At 69.6% G+C, this 16,593-nt stretch carries 14 protein-coding genes; 9 read left to right on the top strand and 5 right to left on the bottom strand.

The genetic code is table 11. From position 1 onward, the window contains the following. Positions 1–3: 3 nt before the first annotated feature. Positions 4–1,056 carry a copper resistance D family protein gene (locus tag QFW96_RS23450; protein ID WP_281457877.1) on the bottom strand — a complete coding sequence of 351 codons (1,053 nt, stop codon included), beginning with the start codon at positions 1,054–1,056 and terminating at the stop codon, positions 4–6. Between the two features lie 736 nt (positions 1,057–1,792). Here QFW96_RS23450 and QFW96_RS23445 point away from each other — a divergent pair. The 4 genes from QFW96_RS23445 to QFW96_RS23430 are packed head-to-tail and all read left to right on the top strand — an operon-like array spanning position 1,793 to position 6,031. Next, entirely contained in the window at positions 1,793–2,806 is a 1,014-nt protein-coding gene (locus tag QFW96_RS23445) for a DMT family protein (protein WP_281457876.1), read from the top strand. Beyond that, entirely contained in the window at positions 2,803–4,035 is a 1,233-nt protein-coding gene (locus tag QFW96_RS23440; RefSeq protein ID WP_281457875.1) for a glycosyltransferase, read from the top strand. The genes QFW96_RS23445 and QFW96_RS23440 overlap by 4 nt, the downstream gene beginning before the upstream one ends. A gap of 2 nt (positions 4,036–4,037) precedes the next feature. Continuing rightward, entirely contained in the window at positions 4,038–4,949 is a 912-nt protein-coding gene (locus tag QFW96_RS23435) for an alpha/beta fold hydrolase (protein WP_281457874.1), read from the top strand. Further along, entirely contained in the window at positions 4,946–6,031 is a 1,086-nt protein-coding gene (locus QFW96_RS23430) for a glycosyltransferase family 4 protein (protein WP_281457873.1), read from the top strand. The genes QFW96_RS23435 and QFW96_RS23430 overlap by 4 nt, the downstream gene beginning before the upstream one ends. Here the strand turns inward: QFW96_RS23430 and QFW96_RS23425 are convergent. Continuing rightward, positions 6,025–6,417, bottom strand: a complete 393-nt coding sequence (locus QFW96_RS23425; RefSeq protein WP_281457872.1) for a peptidase inhibitor family I36 protein — start codon at positions 6,415–6,417, stop codon at positions 6,025–6,027. The two genes, QFW96_RS23430 and QFW96_RS23425, sit on opposite strands and share 7 nt — an antisense overlap. Positions 6,418–6,663: 246 nt before the next feature. Between QFW96_RS23425 and QFW96_RS23420 the strand changes: the two genes are divergently transcribed. Then, positions 6,664–8,316: an FAD-binding dehydrogenase gene (locus tag QFW96_RS23420; protein ID WP_281457871.1), complete on the top strand. Its 1,653-nt coding sequence runs from the start codon at positions 6,664–6,666 to the stop codon at positions 8,314–8,316. A gap of 66 nt (positions 8,317–8,382) precedes the next feature. Here QFW96_RS23420 and QFW96_RS23415 read toward each other — a convergent pair whose 3' ends face one another. The 3 genes from QFW96_RS23415 to QFW96_RS23405 all read right to left on the bottom strand — a co-directional run bounded on the left by QFW96_RS23415 (position 8,383) and on the right by QFW96_RS23405 (position 11,056). Continuing rightward, complete coding sequence (locus QFW96_RS23415; protein ID WP_281457870.1) at positions 8,383–8,751, bottom strand: hypothetical protein; 369 nt, start codon at positions 8,749–8,751, stop codon at positions 8,383–8,385. 293 nt (positions 8,752–9,044) lie between these two features. Further along, positions 9,045–10,643, bottom strand: a complete 1,599-nt coding sequence (locus tag QFW96_RS23410) for a solute symporter family protein (protein WP_281457869.1) — start codon at positions 10,641–10,643, stop codon at positions 9,045–9,047. Next, on the bottom strand, positions 10,640–11,056 hold the full coding sequence (locus QFW96_RS23405; protein ID WP_281457868.1) for a DUF485 domain-containing protein: 417 nt from the start codon (positions 11,054–11,056) through the stop codon (positions 10,640–10,642). The genes QFW96_RS23410 and QFW96_RS23405 overlap by 4 nt, the downstream gene beginning before the upstream one ends. A gap of 690 nt (positions 11,057–11,746) precedes the next feature. On the opposite strand from QFW96_RS23405, the gene QFW96_RS23400 reads away from it, so the two are divergent. Genes QFW96_RS23400 through QFW96_RS23385 form a run of 4 tightly spaced genes read left to right on the top strand, consistent with a single transcriptional unit; the run spans position 11,747 to position 16,514 of the window. Then, the gene (locus tag QFW96_RS23400; protein ID WP_281457867.1) at positions 11,747–14,848 is read left to right on the top strand and encodes a sensor histidine kinase; all 3,102 of its coding nucleotides are present in this window, start codon (positions 11,747–11,749) and stop codon (positions 14,846–14,848) included. Positions 14,849–14,904: 56 nt separating this feature from the next. Continuing rightward, positions 14,905–15,342 carry a roadblock/LC7 domain-containing protein gene (locus QFW96_RS23395; protein ID WP_281457866.1) on the top strand — a complete coding sequence of 146 codons (438 nt, stop codon included), beginning with the start codon at positions 14,905–14,907 and terminating at the stop codon, positions 15,340–15,342. A gap of 7 nt (positions 15,343–15,349) precedes the next feature. Continuing rightward, complete coding sequence (locus tag QFW96_RS23390) at positions 15,350–15,907, top strand: DUF742 domain-containing protein (RefSeq protein WP_281457865.1); 558 nt, start codon at positions 15,350–15,352, stop codon at positions 15,905–15,907. Beyond that, positions 15,888–16,514 carry a GTP-binding protein gene (locus tag QFW96_RS23385; protein WP_281457864.1) on the top strand — a complete coding sequence of 209 codons (627 nt, stop codon included), beginning with the start codon at positions 15,888–15,890 and terminating at the stop codon, positions 16,512–16,514. Before QFW96_RS23390 ends, QFW96_RS23385 begins: the two co-directional genes overlap by 20 nt. Positions 16,515–16,593: the final 79 nt, after the last annotated feature.

The following is a 16,593-nucleotide window of genomic DNA, read 5'->3' as shown; positions in this document are numbered from 1 at the left end:
CGGTCAGACGATCACGGGCGCCCGGGAGAGGACGACACCGAGGCCGTAGGCGACGCCCATCACCGCGACCTCGACGGCCACCCAGGTCAGCAGCGCGGTCCGCTCCTGCCGTGCGAGGCGCGGCAGGAGCCGGAAGCGCATCTGGGCGCCGATCGCGCCGAGCAGCACCAGGCAGACGAGCTTGCCGATGAGGATCTGGCCGTACTGGGTGGTGACCAGGCCGATCAGCCCCACGTTCGGGGTGATGACCAGCTCCATCAGGCCGTTGAACAGCCCCGAGGCGCCGACCACGAGCAGCGCCAGCCCGGCGAGCTTGGAGAAGCGCGGCATGGCCTCGGCGAGCAGTCCGCGACGCGGTGCGACCAGCAGCGCCACCGCGGCCAGGCCGCCGACCCACATGGCCGCGCCGACCACGTGCAGCTCCATCGAGATCATGCTGAAGTCGTGGTACTGCCAGTCGGTGGCGTGCCCGGTCAGCGGCATCGGCAGCAGCCCGAGCAGGGCGACGATGGTGCGGAGCTCGGTGGGCACCGACTCGCCGAAGCGGACCGCGAGCAAACCCACCAGCGCGCACAGCAGGCCCGCGCCCGCGCTGGTGAGCAGTCCGGGCCCGGCCGGGACGTTGTTGACGTAGTCGACGAGCAGCCCGGTGGTGGCCGCGGCCCCGGGGCTGGCCTCCATTGCCTGCAGGACCAGCGAGAACAGCGCGGCGAGCATCCACACCAGGGCGGCGACCACGGTGAGCCGGCGGGCCTGGGCGAGCACCGGTTCGGTGTGCTCGGGCCGGTCGAAGCCGACGAGCTTGGGCAGCATCGACAGGCCGACCGTGGCCAGCGCGGCCAGGTCGAGCACGGCTCGCGCGACCGGGATGCCGAAGCGGACCAGGGGTGGCAGCGCGGGAAGTCCGGGGATGGTGCCGACGTCGGTGTAGGCCGTGGCGGCCAGCGCGGCCAGCAGCGCGGCGCCCACCAGGGCCACGACGACCAGTGCTTTCGCGGCGCGCGGGCGGTCCCGCACTGCCTGCTCTTTCCCGGATGTCGCTTCGCGCACTGCCACGTTCCGCATGATGTCACCCGAACGTGCGTGCGGAGGTCGGAGTCCGACTGAGATCACTCCTCGTGATGGAAATGTTCCCGAGAGCGAGTGCGGCGTGGCGGCGTGATGTTCTCCCCATGTCGTTTGGATCACCGTTTCCGGCGCCCGATTGTTGATCTTCATTTTCGCTGATCTGCCTGCTCCAAAGGCATGTTCGGGGAAATGGTTCGCATGCGAGGCAATTGCCGGGAGCGGGCTGCGGAGGTGAGGGCACGGTTGTGCGATGTGTTGCTGACAAAGTCCTCAGCCTCGTTGTTCTAGAGTCGGCGGCGTGATTCCGGCCGACGTCGACGCACTTGTGCGCACCAGCAGGGCTGCGCACGGGCTCGATTCGCCGGGGCGTCGCGGAGTGTTCACCGGATCGATTGCCGCGAATTCCGCTCAAAGTCGGACCGGCGGTGAAGAATTCGTGCTTCGCTGTGATCTCCGGTGCGCGGAACTGCGGGATCACCCGGGGTTCACCCGGAGACCGTCGGGGAACCCCGTGGGGGCCGCTGGATCCGGTCTTCGCAGCCAGACGCCGGGAGCGTGGCGCGGCGGCGGAGCGCGGCCGAGGTCGGCCGCTGAGGTGCGGGGCCCGATGGCCTCAGGGAAATTGGGGGTCCGGCCCCGGATGCGAGCCGGGCTCGCGAGACGCGAGATTGAGCGGTGTGGACGGACAGGGTGTCATGCAACGCGCGCTAGGGCGTGATCCGCGATGACCGCACTTGCGGTGGTGCTGGCGGCGCTGGGCGCCTGCGGATACGCCTTCGGAGCGCGGCTGCAGCACGCGGCCGTGCACGCCACGATGGCCGGTGGCGGCCTCGGGCTGCGCAGTCAGGCCCAGCTCGTGCGCAACCCGCGCTGGCTCGCCGGACTCGCGGCCCTGGGCAGCGGCGCCGCGCTGCACGTGAGCGCGCTGGGTCTTGCCCCGCTGAGCGTGGTGCAGCCGATCGGCGTGCTCGCCCTGCCGATCACCGTGCTGCTCAACCTGCGCGAGCAGGGCTACACCCGGCGCGATGTGCACCCCAGCATGGTGCTGGCGGTGCTGGCCGCGACCGGTGGCCTGGCGGTGTTCGTGCTGCTGGCCGCCGGCAGCGCCACGCCCACCCCGGTCGGCGAGGACGACCAGTTCACCGCCACCCAGATCGTGGCCGTGGCGGTGCTGCTGATCGGCCTCGTCGCCGCCGCGACCCGCTCGAAGGTGCGCTGCGTGCTCTTCGCCGCCGGCTGCGCCGTGGCCTACGGGTACGTGTCGCTGATGGCCCGCGCCGTGGCCCAGCAGGTCGGCACCGGGGACCTGCTGGCGATCAACCTCCTGTCCGTGCTCGGCATCGCGGTCGCGATGGTGGTGGGCGGTTGGCTGCTGCAGCACGGCTACGCCAGCGGCCCGCCCGACCTGGTCGTGGCGTGCCTGACCGTCATCGACCCGCTGGTGGCCGTGGGCCTGGGCATCGGCCTGCTCGGCGAGGCCGACCACGTCAGCGGCTGGGTCGCCGCCGCCGAGGCGCTGTGCGCCCTGGTGGCCTGCGCCGGGGTGTTCGCCCTGGCCCGCCACCACCCCGACACCACCGAACGCAGCACGTCGGAGACGCTGGAAGTGGCCCCGCCCGGGGATCGCACGGCCACGCCAGCACCCACCACCGGGCCCACCACCGGGTCCGCGAACGAAGTTCCCGCCGGTACCGCCGGACACCGCACGTCCCCTCGTCCTAACGGGAGTTCCTCTTGACTTCGCAACCGTCGCGCAGGCGCCCGCTGCGGATCGTGGTCGGTGCGACCACCTACCCGCCGCACGTCAACGGTGCCGCCAACTTCGGGCACCGGCTGGCCACGGGCCTGTCCGCCCGCGGGCACGAGGTGCACGTGGTGTGCCACTCCGACACCCGTGAGCCGCGCACCGAGGTCGAGGACGGCGTGCTGGTGCACCGGGTCGGCTCCTACAGCTCGCCCTTCCACCCGACGATCCGCGGCCTGATGCCGTGGCAGGCGGGGCAGGCCGACGCGCTGCTGGAGGAGATCCAGCCCGACATCGTGCACGTGCAGTCGCACTTCTTCATCTGCCGCGGCCTGATCGACTCCGCCCGCCGGCGCGGCATCGGGCTGGTGGCCACCAATCACTTCATGCCGGAGAACATCTTCGGCTACTTCAAGATCCCCCCGTTCCTGCAGAACGCCGCCGGGCGCCTGCTCTGGCACAACCTGGTCAAGCACTACCGCAAGGCGCAGATCGTCACGGCGCCCACGCCGCGCGCCGTGCAGCTGCTGCAGGACAACGGCTTCGACCGCACCGCGCTGCCGGTCTCCTGCGGCATCGACGTCGAGCGCTACCGCGTCCCGGCCGAGCGCTTCCGCGAGCAGAACCCGGACCCGCGGCCGCGGACCGTGCTGTTCGTCGGCAGGCTCGACGAGGAGAAGCACATCGACGACCTGCTGCGCGCCATGTCGCTGCTGCGCACCGAGGCCGAGACCCGCCTGGAGATCGTCGGCAACGGCGCTCGCCGCGAGGCCTTCGAGCAGCTCGCCACCGAGCTCGGCATCGCCGAGCGGGTGCACTTCCACGGCTTCCTCAGCGACGAGGAGCTGCTGGAGGCCTACGCCCGCGCCGACCTGTTCTGCATGCCCAGCATCGCCGAGCTGCAGAGCCTGGCCACGATGGAGGCCATGTCGGCGGGCACGCCGGTCGTGCTCGCCAACGCGATGGCCCTGCCACACCTGTGCCGCCCGGGCGAGAACGGCTGGCTGTACGCGCCGCGCGACGTGCACGCCCTGGCCGCGGCGATCGACGACGTGCTCGACGACCGCGCCACCATCGACAGGATGGGCCAGGCCAGCCAGCGGCTGGTCGCGCGGCACGACATCGACCAGATCCTCGGCCGGTTCGAGTCGCTGTACCACCACGTGATCGACCCGAACAGCGCCGTCGAGCTCGACGAGATCAGCACCGAGCTGGCGAGCTGACCATGAGCCTTCCTGATCTGCACCCAGCGGAGCGTGTAGCTCGGATCAACGGCTCCGACCTGCACTACTGGGTCTACCGCGAGGAGCTGGGCTCCTCGGTCGAGACGGTGCTGCTCGTGCACGGGCTGCGCGGCACGCACCACGGCCTGGAGCTCATCGCCGCAGGTCTGGAGGGGCGTCGCGTCGTGATCCCGGACCTGCCCGGGTTCGGGGACTCCGGGCCGATGGCGGGCAAGCACGACGTCACCGGCTACGCCGAGGCCCTCGTCGAGCTGCTCGACCGGCTCGGTGCGGCCGAGCATCCGATCGTGCTGATCGGGCACTCCTTCGGTTCGATCGTGTCCTCCCGTCTGGCGGCGATGCGCCCGTCGCTGATCCGTCGGCTGGTGCTGATCAATCCCATCGCGCAGTCCGCGCTGCGCGGACCGCACGCCGCGGTGGCCGGGCTGACCGCCGCCTACTACTCGCTCGGGGAACGGCTGCCCTCCCGCGCCGGGCGGTCGCTGCTGACCAACCGCTGGGTGGTGCTGGCGGCCAGCCGGGCGATGACCCGAACCAGGGACAAGAAGCTGCGCGGGTTCATCGACGACAACCACCTGCGGCACTTCAGCCGCTTCCACTCGCCCGCCGTGGTCAACCAGTCGTTCCAGGCGTCGGTGACGCACACCGTGACCGACTACGCCGACCAGCTGCGGATGCCGGTGCTGCTGGTGGCCGGGGAGCACGACGAGATCGCTCCGCTGCCCGGGCAGCGCGCGCTGGCTGAACGCCTGCCCGATGCCGAGCTCGTGGTGATCTCCGACGTGGGGCACCTGGTGCACTACGAGACCCCCGACGCCGCGGCGGTCGAGATCCAGCGGTTCCTCAACCGCGCGGATCGCGGCGCTCCCGGGATCCCGGAGCAGCAGCGATGAACCTCGTGGTCGACGCGCGCTGGACGCGCACCGATCAGCACGACGGCATCAGCCGCTACGGCGCGAGCCTCGTCGAGGCCCTGCACCGGCTGCATCCCGTGACGATGCTGATCCACGACGAGCGGCAGCTGGAGCTGCTGCCCGACGGCGTTCCCCACGTGCTGATCAACAGCCCGTTCTCGCCGCGCGAGCTGTGGGTCTCGCGCACCCTGAACCGGCTCGGGGCCGACGTGGTGTTCAGCCCGCTGCAGATCATCGGTGGCTTCCGGCGCGACTACCGGCTGGTGCTCACGCTGCACGACCTCATCTACTACCGGCACCCGGAACCGCCGGGGTTCCTGCCGAAGCCGGTGAAGGTCGCCTGGCGGCTGTACCACAAGGCCTTCTGGCCGCAGCGCGTCATGCTCAACCGGGCCGACGCCGTGGTGACCGTCAGCGAGACCACGCGGCGGCTCATCCAGCGCCACCGCCTGACCCGCAGGCCGGTCGCGGTGGTGCCCAACGCGCCCCAGCAACAGCCCGAGCAGGACGTACCGGACGCTCCGGCCGGCGGGCCGCGCGAGCTCGTGTACATGGGTTCGTTCATGCCGTACAAGGACGTCGAAACGCTGCTGGCGGGCATGGCTTTCCTCCCGGGATACCGACTGCACCTGGTCAGCCGGATCGCGCCGCAGCGCGAGGCCGAGCTGGTCGAGCAGGTGCCGCCGGGGGCGGACGTGGTGTTCTGGCGGGGGATCGGGGAGGACGACTACCAGCGGCTGCTGGCTCGGGCGAGCGCGCTGGTGACGGCGTCGCGGGACGAGGGTTTCGGGTTGCCGGTCATCGAGGCGATGAACGCGGGGACACCGGTGGTCTGCAGCGATCTGGAGATCTTCCACGAGGTCACCGGCGGGCACGCGCGGTTCTTCGGCTCGGGGAGGCCGAAGGACTTCGCCGATGCCGTGCGATCGTTGGAGGACGACGCGGTGCGCGCCGACCTCGTCGCGGCGGCCCTGACCCAGGCGGCGAAGTTCACCTGGCACAACTCCGCCGAACGACTCCTGGAACTGGTGCGAGGGCTGGCCGCGACGTCGCGTCAGTGAGTCCAGACCTTGATGGCCCGCGCGACGTACTCGGCCTGCGGGGTCTGCGAACCCGTTGGGTGCGTGTCGAAATCGGCCTCCTCGTCGCAGTGCGGGTCCTGGTACACGGTCACCGGATGGCCGGTGCTGTTGGCGAAGGACTTGGCTTCCCAACCGGTTTCGAGCGCGACGCACTGCTCGATGCCGGTGGCGCGCAAGGTGAGCTCGCGCGTCTCGCCGCCGAACCCGGGTTCCGGCCAGACGCAGAAAGAGCCTGCGGCGCACCGGCTCTCGGTCGCGTCGGCCGTCGGGCCGGTGAGCAGCGCGGCCAGTGACAGCGCCACCGCGAGCGCCAGGGCGAGCGCGAAGGACGGTCGGAACCGGTGGGCGAGGGCGTGGCTGGGCATGGCGGAAATTCCTCTCGATGCGGGGGTTTCGATCCGATCGCGACGTCGTCCGCCGCGCTGAGGAAAGATTGGCGGGGCCGTCCACCCGTTTCCAGCGAATTCGGTGGATACACCACCTACGGGTGGATTCGCAGGCGTGGAAGCGCATTCTGATTCGGCGATCGATCGACTCGCCATCCCTGCCGGATACACCACGATTGAGGTATAAAGTCCCTCACTACCCGTCGGTAATAACGGAGGTCGGCGATGGCGCTGGACGCTGATGTGATCGTGGTGGGAGCGGGCCTGGCGGGCCTGGTCGCCACCGCGGAACTGGCCGATGCCGGTCGCCGGGTGGTGCTCGTCGACCAGGAGCCCGAGGCCTCGCTCGGCGGCCAGGCGCACTGGTCCTTCGGCGGGTTGTTCCTGGTCGACTCGCCGGAGCAGCGCAGGCTCGGGGTGCGCGACTCGCACGAGCTGGCGCTGCAGGACTGGATGGGCACCGCCGCCTTCGACCGCGACGAGGACCACTGGCCGCGCAAGTGGGCCGAGGCCTACGTCGACTTCGCCTCCGGTGAGAAGCGGGCCTGGATGACCGCGCAGGGCGTGAAGTTCTTCCCGCTCGTGCAGTGGGCCGAGCGCGGTGGTTATCTCGCCTGCGGCCACGGCAACTCGGTGCCGCGCTTCCACATCACCTGGGGCACCGGGCCCGGTGTGCTCGAACCGTTCCTGCGCCGGGTCCGCGCCGCCGAGGCCGCGGGTCTCGTCGAGCTGCGATTCCGGCACCGCGTCACCGAACTCGTGACCACCGACGGAGCCGTCACCGGCGTGCGCGGCAAGGTGCTCATCCCCAGCGACGCCGAACGCGGCCGGCCGACACCGCGCAAGGCCAAGGGCGACTTCGAACTCGCCTCGCAGGCGGTCGTGGTCACCTCCGGCGGCATCGGCGGAAACCTCCCGCTGGTGCGCAAGAACTGGCCGAAGCGCCTGGGAAAGCCGCCGAAGAACATGATCGCCGGGGTGCCCGACCACGTCGACGGGCGGATGCTCGAAGTGGTCGCCAAGACCGGTGGCCGGGTCATCAACCCGGACCGGATGTGGCACTACACCGAGGGAATCCGCAACTACGCCCCGGTGTGGTCCAAGCACGGCATCCGCATCCTGCCCGGACCGTCGTCGCTGTGGCTGGACGCCAACGGCAACCGGCTGCCCGCACCGCTGTTCCCCGGTTTCGACACCCTGGGCACGCTGGAGCACATCGTGCGCACCGGCCACGAGCACACCTGGTTCGTGCTCAACCGCAAGATCATCAGCCGTGAGTTCGCGCTGTCGGGCTCCGAGCAGAACCCCGACCTGACCGGCCGCAGCGTCCGCCAGCTGCTGCAACGCGGCGGCGGGGCGACACCCGGACCGGTGATGGAGTTCGTCCGCCGCGGCGAGGACTTCATCGTCCGCAACGGCGTGGCCGAGCTCGCCGAGGCCATGAACCGGCTCGGCGACGGCCACATCGACGCCGCGCAGCTGGAGCGCACCATCGTCGAGCGCGACCGCCAGGTGGCCTCCGGGCTCGGAAAGGACCTGCAGGTCAACGCGATCCGGGAAGCCCGCCGCTACGCGGTGGACAAGCTGATCCGGGTCGCCGAACCGCACCGCCTGCTGGACCCGGCGGCCGGGCCGCTGATCGCGGTGAAGCTCAACCTGCTGACCCGCAAGACCCTCGGCGGCCTGGAGACCGACCTGGACGGGCGGGTGCTCACCGACGGCGTGCGGCCGGTCGAAGGGCTCTACGCGGCAGGCGAGGTCGCCGGTTTCGGAGGCGGCGGCGTGCACGGCTACCGAGCACTGGAAGGCACCTTCCTCGGCGGCTGCCTCTTCTCCGGAAGGCAAGCCGGAAGAGCCGCAGCCGCCGCGGTGAGCTGACGAACGCGGTGTGGGACCGCTTTGCTCAGCGGTGCGAGCCGAGTCCCGCACTCGAAACAACAATTCCTAGATGAAGCAGCTGCTCACGAATCCTGAGACGTGGCTGCGTTCGTTGGTGACGTTGACCCATTCGGACAACGTTCGACCGTCATCGCACACGATGTTCTCGCCGACCACGCGGCGGTGAATCGTCGCGGTGTCGCCCGGATTTCCGATGCCGCGCACCGACGATGCGGTGCCGGGTTCGGAGCGGATCCGGGTCCCGAAGGCGAGGAAGTCGGTCCTGTCCTGCTCAGGGGCCGCGTGCGCGGCCTGGACCAGGGCGTCCCTGATTTCGAGGGCGATGGTCGCGACGTGGGTTCCGAGCCCGGTTATGGGCACCATCGCGGCCACCGCCACGCCTAACAGGTAGTTCCGAAGCTTGCGCATCATCACGAACCCCCACGGCCCGCCCAGTTCGTTTTCTCGACCGGATTTTCGGCGAGGAGTGTTGCTGGTCGGGCCGATTCCCAGTTTATGGATCGGAACCGGAGGACAGCAGTATCCGATCGGGTAAGGCGAATTCGTGCGGAACAGTCACGAAAGCCGGTGACGCGCAGCGTTCGGGAGGCGTTCGCCAACCCCTCTGGTGAGTGAGCCCTCGGCCGGGGCCGATGCGTTGCGCAACGGCGGAGGGCGCCAGGGGAACACGTGGTCCCCTGGCGCCCTCCGAGGTGCATCCGCGCAGGTCAGCCGGTGCGCGAGCCGATTCCGGTGAGGGAGCGGACCTCCATCTCGGCCTGGCGTTCGGCGTCCTGCTCCGGCTTGCCGACGAACGTGCCGATGGCGGCGAACAGGAACGAGATCGGGATCGAGACGATGCCCGGGTTCTTCAGCGGGAAGAACGCGAAGTCCACGCTCGGGATGATCGAGTCCTCCGCGCCCGACACGACCGGCGAGAAGATCACCAGCAGCAGGCAGGAGATCAGACCGCTGTAGATGCCCCACAGCGTGCCGGTGGTGTTGAACCGCTTCCAGAACAGCGTGTACAGCAGCGTCGACAGGTTCGCCGAGGCGGCGAAGGCGAACGCCAGTCCGACCAGGAACGCCACGTTCTGCCCGATCACCAGGATGCCGCCGAGGATCGACGCGGCACCGATGACCAGCGCCGTCACGCGCGCCACCCACACCACGCGATCGGAGTCGACCTCACCGCCGCGCACCACGCTCGCGTAGACGTCGTGCGCGAACGAGGCCGACGCGGTCAGCGTCAGGCCCGCGACCACCGCCAGGATCGTCGCGAAGGCGACTGCCGAGATGATGCCCAGCAGCACGGTGCCGCCGATCTCGTAGGCCAGCAGCGGCGCGGCGGAGTTCTCCGCGCCCGGCGCGGCCAGGATCGCGTCGGTGCCGACCAGGGCGCTCGCGCCGTAGCCGATGATCAGCGTGCACATGTAGAAGATCGCCATCGTCCAGGTCGCCCACACCACCGAACGCCGCGCCTCGCGCGCGTTGGGCACGGTGTAGAAGCGCATCAGCACGTGCGGCAGGCCGCCGACGCCCAGCACCAGAGCCAGCGACAGCGAGATGAAGTCCAGCTTGGTCATGTCGGACTTGCCGTACTGGGCACCGGGCGCGAAGATCGCACGGCCGTTCGGGTTGTTGTCCGCGGCGGCGCGCAGCAGCTCGGTCATGCTGTAGCTGAACTTGCCGAGCAGGAAGATCGTGATCAGCACGGCGCACAGCACGAGCATGGTGGCCTTGATGATCTGCACCCACGTGGTGCCTTTCATGCCGCCCACCAGCACGTAGACCATCATGACCGCGCCGACGCCCGCCATCACCAGCATCTGGCCGAAGTGGCCGTGCACGTTGAGCAGCAGCGCGACCAGGCCGCCGGCACCGGCGATCTGGGCGATCATGTACATGATGGTGATGGCCAGCGTGGAGGTCGCGGCCGCGGCGCGGACCGGGCGCTGCTTCATCCGGAAGCTGAGCACGTCGCCCATCGTGAAGCGGCCGGTGTTGCGGGTGCGCTCGGCGAGCAGCAGCAGGTTGACCAGCCAGGCGACCAGGAAGCCGATGCTGTAGAGGAAGCCGTCGTAGCCGTAGATGGCGATGGCCCCTGCGATGCCGAGGAAGGACGCGGCGGACAGGTAGTCGCCGGACAGCGCCACGCCGTTCTGCACACCGCTGAAGGCGCTGCCCGCGACGAAGTAGTCGCCCGCGGTGCCCCGGCTGCTGACGCGGTAGACGATGAACAGCGTGATGAGCACGAACGCCGCGAAGACGCTGGTGTTGATGATCACGCTGTCGTCGGGGATGACGGTGTTCTGGGCAAGGTTCATCGGTCGAACTCTCCGGCCTGCTCGCGGATCTCGTCGACGCGCGGATCGATGTGGCGGCGGGCGAACCGGACGTAGAGGGTGGTCAGCCCGACGGTGGTGACGAACTGCCCGATGCCGAGCAGCAGTCCGACGTTGACCTCGCCGTAGACGGTGCGCGCCAGCTCCTCGGGGAAGTACGCCGCGGCGACCACGTAGCTCATGTACCAGATCAGGAAAAACGCCGTCGCGGGGAAAACGAACCATTTAAGTCGACGGCGGAGGCTGCGGAATTCGGCGCTCTGCTGGATAGCGGTGAAATCGGGCCGGTCGGCGGTTGTGCGAACCGCGCTCTTCTCGATTCCGCCGAACGCCGCGCGTTGATTTCCGGGCTCGCGGGGGGAACCGCGCAGCGCGGATTGCGTTGCGTTGCTCATGCATCCTTCCTGGACTTCAGGGTGTGCCTGCCGGGGTCGCCGAGCTGGCCGAGGCGGGCAATTATTACCACTGTTCTACCTCTATCGACACTGTGGGGAGGGCCACCTGCCAACTTCCATTTCACCCGTCTGAGCAGGAGCGGGGCCGACAGGCCGCGACGGGTGGGCAACTCTCGGTTACCGGCGGGTAAGGCCAGGTCAGCGCCCTACGGCTTCAAGATCGAAAGTCGCTGACCAGGCGTTACATCGTCTTCCGGAGAAGAGTTCCGGCCTCCTTTTAGTCCGAACGGGTGAAATTGCGTGAAGCGCTCCCGAACTGATCGGACACTCGGCGTGATCTCGCCTGATTGGCGTAGCACATTGCGAAAAAGCCCCCGGTGCTTTCCTTGCGCAGGGGGCATATAGTGCTTGGGCACTGAGAGGTAGTCGTGCGAACGGGAAGGGTCACGGTTCGATACCAGTGTCCGGAATGTGCCGGCCGGGGAAGCCATCGGTGACGCTGAGTATCGACAAGATCTCGAAGTCGTGGAGTCCTCAGTTGGTTCCCCGGCGTCGTGCCCTCCCCGCATGCCCGCCTTTCACCCCTGACCATCAGCACGACGATTGCGGGACCGCACGCATGCGCCGTTCGCCTACGCCTAGTTCGACACGCCTGCTTGACCAGCGCGGAGACGCACGGGGAGTGCGCTCGTGAGCGGGGACCGGCGGCCCGCCGGCTTCCTGCAGTGGCGCAACTGGTCGCTGCCCACGAAGCTGGCCGCCGTCGTTCTGGTGCCCGTCCTGTTCGCCATCACTCTCGGTGTCGGGCAGATCCAGTGGCAGGTGGAGCAGGCCGACGAGTACGGCCGGGTCGCCCAGGTGCTCGACGCCGAGAAGCAGGTGGAGCCGCTGCTCAGCGGTCTGCAGCAGGAGCGCAACCACGCCGTGGACTCGCTGGTCGGCGACGGCCGGATCGGCGCCTTCACCGACCAGGCCAAGGCCACCGACAAGGCCGCCGAGGACCTGCGCGGCGTCATCACCGACAACGACGTCTACACCGACGTCGTCGGTGAGCGGTTCAACGAGACCCGCCGGGCGCTGGACGCCCTCGGCGCGGTCCGGGCCGGGGTGCAGGCCCACCGGGTCACCGCCGTGCAGGCCATCGGCGCCTACAGCCAGGCCGTGCGCGCCGCGCTGGCGCTGGACCGCGCGCTGACCACCAGCGTCGCCGACCCCCGGATCTCGTCGAGCGCGACCGCCATGACCGACCTGCTCGGTCTGACCGAAGAGGTCCGGCTGCAGCAGTCCCTGGTGCTGTCCGGGCTGGACGAGGGCTCGCTGGACGCCGCCACGCTCGACAACCTGTCCGGGTCGCGCGCCCGGCTGCTGTCCAAGATCAACGACGCCGGTTCCGGTGTGGCCAAGCACTGGCAGCAGCGCCTCCAGCAGCAGCTGCAGGTCCCGGCGATCGTGCAGCGCAACCAGATGCTCGGCGCGATCATCAGCGAGAGCACCGACGACGTGTCCAGCGGCGGCTTCTCCGTCAGCCGCGAGGCCTGGAACAGCTCCAGCGACGGCTCGGCGGCCACCATCGAAGGCGGCCGCGGCGAGCTCGCCGTCGAGATCCGCTCGATCGCCCAGGGCCTCGCCGACGACGCCAGCGACCGCGCGGGGTGGGACTCGGTGCTGCTGCTGGCCTCGCTGATCGCCGCCGCCGGCGTGATCATCATGATCACCCGCCAGCTGCTCGGCTCGCTGCGCGAACTGCGGATCGGCGCGCTCGACGCCGCCGAGTACGACCTGCCCCAAGCCGTCACCGCGGTCCGCGAGGGCAAGGGCGCCGAAGCCGAGGTGCCGCCGCTGCCGGTGACCACCACCGAGGAGGTCGGCCAGGTGGCGCGGGCCTTCGACGAGGTCAACCGGCAGGCGCTGCGCCTGGCCGTCGAGCAGGCCGACCTGCGCCGCGGCTACAGCGACGCGTTCGTCAGCGTCTCCCGCCGCAGCCAGGCCCTGCTGGAGCGCCAGCTGCGCCTGTTCGAGGAGCTGGAGCAGGACGAGGAAGACCCCGACCAGCTGTCCCGGCTGTTCCAGCTGGACAACCTCGCGACCCGGATGCGCCGGAACAACGAGAACCTCATGGTTCTGTCCGGCAGCGACCTGGCCCGCCGCTTCACCCAGCCCACCGACCTCGCCGACGTGCTGCGCTCGGCGGTCTCGGAGATCGAGCAGTACCCGCGGATCGCGGTGCAGCCGACCCCGTCGGTGAAGCTGCGCGGCAACACCGCCAGCGACCTGGTGCGGCTGACCGCCGAGCTGATGGACAACGGCGCGAACTTCTCCGCGCCGGACACCGTCGTCACGGTCTCCAGCTACCAGTCCGGCGACGGCACCGTCGTGCTCGACATCCTCGACAACGGCATCGGCATGGGCGACGAAGACCTGGCCGAGGCCAACGAGCGGCTCGCCCGCGTCGCCGAGGACGACATCTCGACCTCGCGCCGGATGGGCCTGTTCGTGGCCGGGCGCCTGGCCGCCCGGCACGGCATCAGCGTCGAGCTGCACGGCGGTCCCGATGTCGAAGGCGTGCGCGCCACCGTGCTGGTGCCCGCCGAGCACGTGGTCTCGGCCCAGCCGGGGCCGTCGCAGATGCCGCCGTCGGCGCAGCCCGCGCAGGTCAACGGCCACTCGCTGCCCGGTCTGCACAACCCGGGCACGTTCCCCGGTGCCGGATCGCTCGCCGGGGCCGGATCTCCGCTGCCGCAGCGCAGGCCCGACCGGAACCGCCCGGAGGACGGCGGCTGGCAGACCCAGGAACCGTCGTTCGCCCAGGACCCCGGCACCCAGGACTCGGGCGCGCACGACTTCAGCGGTCAGGACTTCGGCGGTCAGGACATCGGGGCCCAGGACTTCGGGAGCCCGGAGTACGACAACGCCAACCAGCCGACGAGCCTGTTCGAGCCGATCTTCCCGCAGGACCAGGGTGAGAACTCCGGCCAGTTCGACGGGACGGGCTTCTTCGAACCGGCCGGCGGCCAGTCGAACGACTTCTTCGCCCCCGCGGGCGGGGAGGACGCGCCGACCAGCAGCTTCTTCGGCTCCTCCCTGGACTACGACCAGCCCGCGGCCGAGGAGGCACCGGAACCCGCGCCCGAGCCGGTGCGCAACGACCTGGCGGGGCAGTGGTTCATGCCCGCCGCCTCCGACTCGGTGTCGGAGACCGGCGAGTTCCACTGGCCCGAGACCAAGGACGGCGACTCCGCGCTGTTCACCTCGGGACCGTCGGCCGACGCCGACGACGAGCCGCAGCTGACCTCCTCGGGCCTGCCGCAGCGCAAGCCGCGGAACAAGCCCGCCGAACCGGTCGGGAGCACCTCGCAGGAGTCCTCGCCGGGACGCAGCGCCGAGGACATCAGCAAGCAGATCGCGCGCGGGGGCGTCCAGTTCGGCAGCACCGACCCGGACTCGGCCTTCAAGGCGTGGCCGCCGGACCCGTCCGAGCCGGCGCCCGAGCTGCCCGAGGCCAAGCCCTGGATCCCGCAGACCGCGGAGGCCCAGGCCTGGGACTTCGCCGCGGACAAGGCCCGCGAGGCCGCCGAAGCCGCGGCGAACCCGCAGGAGACGTCGTTCACCAGCGCCGGTCTTCCCCGGCGCAAGCCCAAGGCGAACCTCGTCCCGGGCAGCGTGTCCGACCAGTCGCAGCAGCCCCGGCAGCCGCGACGGCTCCAACGCGATCCGAACGCCTTGCGCAGCAGGTTGTCCGACTTCCAAGGCGGTGTCAGCCGAGGCCGTCACCGGATGAGCGACGAGGGCTGAGTGGTGGACACTCTGGAGAAGACACGTGATCATCTCGGCAACGAACAGGAGGTTGCATGAGCGCACAGACTATTTCCCGCAGGTTCGGCTGGCTGATCACGGACTTCACCGAACGCGTGCAGGGAGTGGCGCACGCGATCGTGGTCTCGGCTGACGGCATCGTGCTCACCGCGTCGGCGACGCTGCCGCGGGATCGTGCCGACCAGCTCGCCGCCGTGGCCTCTGGTCTGCTGAGCCTCACGCAGGGATCGGCGAAGTGCTTCGAGGCCGGTCGCGTCGTGCAGACGATCGTGGAGATGGACCGGGGCACGCTGCTGCAGATGGGCATCAGCGACGGTTCGTGCCTGACCGTGCTCGCCGCTCCCCAGTGCGACATGGGCCTGATCGCCTACGAGATGACGATGCTCGTCGAGCGCGTCGGTCAGATGCTCACCCCGGAGATCCGCAGCCAGCTGCAGAACAGCAACAACGCTGCGTCGGGCCAACTGGTGTGAGGACGCGATGAGCAGACGCTCGGACAACCCGCGCCGGGACCGAAGACGACAGAACTCGGGTGACGACACCTTCGCCGACGTCGTCAACGCGTTCGCGTTCGGCGCCAAGCCGCCCAAGCGCGACAAGCGCCGCGAGCGCTCGGCATCGGGCTCCTCGCGCGAGGACGATCCGGACCAGCGCGCCCGCACGGTGTCGCAGGATCCCGCGGACGCCGTGCCGGAAACCCCTGTGGCCTCCAGCATCCGGTCCTACACCTGGACCGGCGGCCGGACGAAGTCGAACTACGAACTGGCCATCGAAACCTTGGTTTCGGTCGGCGAGAATTACCGACCCGGCGCACCGGTCCGGCTGGAGCACCAGTCGATCGCCGAGCTGTGCCAGCAACCGCGATCGGTGGCCGAGGTGGGAGCATTGCTGTCGGTGCCGATCGGGGTCGCCCGCGTACTGCTGGCCGACATGGCCGAACTCGGATTGATTACCGTGCACACCACGGTGAGCGAAAGCGGTAGCGCACCACACATGCTGTTGATGGAAAGGGTTTTGAGTGGACTCCGTCGGCTATAGCGCGCCCCAGCTCGGCTCCATGCCGGAGGCTGCCAACCGGGGTGGCACCAGCTCGACGTCGGCGAAGATCGTCGTCGCGGGTGGGTTCGGTGTGGGCAAAACGACGTTCGTCGGTTCGGTCTCGGAAATCGTTCCGCTGACCACCGAAGCGGTCATGACGGAGGCTTCCCAGGGCGTCGACAACCTCGACGCCACTCCGAACAAGACCACCACCACCGTGGCCATGGACTTCGGCCGCATCTCGCTGGCCTCGGACCTGATCCTCTACCTGTTCGGAACCCCCGGGCAGCAGCGGTTCTGGTTCATGTGGGACGACCTGGTGCGCGGTGCCATCGGCGCCGTCGTGCTGGTCGACACACGCCGGTTGGCGGACTCGTTCTCGGCGATCGACTTCTTCGAGGACCGGGGCCTGCCGTACCTGGTGGGCGTGAACATGTTCGACGGCGAGATGCTGCACTCGCTCGAACAGGTGCGGGAAGCGATGGCGATCGGGCCTGACGTGCCGATCGGTCCGGTGGACGCCCGGGATCGGGAATCCACCAAGCGCACCCTGATCGCGCTCGTCGAGCACGCGATGCGGCACTGGACGCAGCGCCAGGCCATGTGATCAGCGCCAGGCCATGTGATCAGCGCCAGGCCATGTGATCGGGCGGCGCCTTTGGGGTTCTGGGGGAAGTTTTCATGAA

The sequence above is a fragment of the Saccharopolyspora ipomoeae genome, assembly GCF_029952525.1.
GTDB classification, from domain to species: Bacteria; Actinomycetota; Actinomycetes; order Mycobacteriales; family Pseudonocardiaceae; genus Saccharopolyspora; species Saccharopolyspora ipomoeae.
Note: the sequence above shows the minus strand (reverse complement) of the source record. Positions and strands in the feature narration are given on the sequence as shown.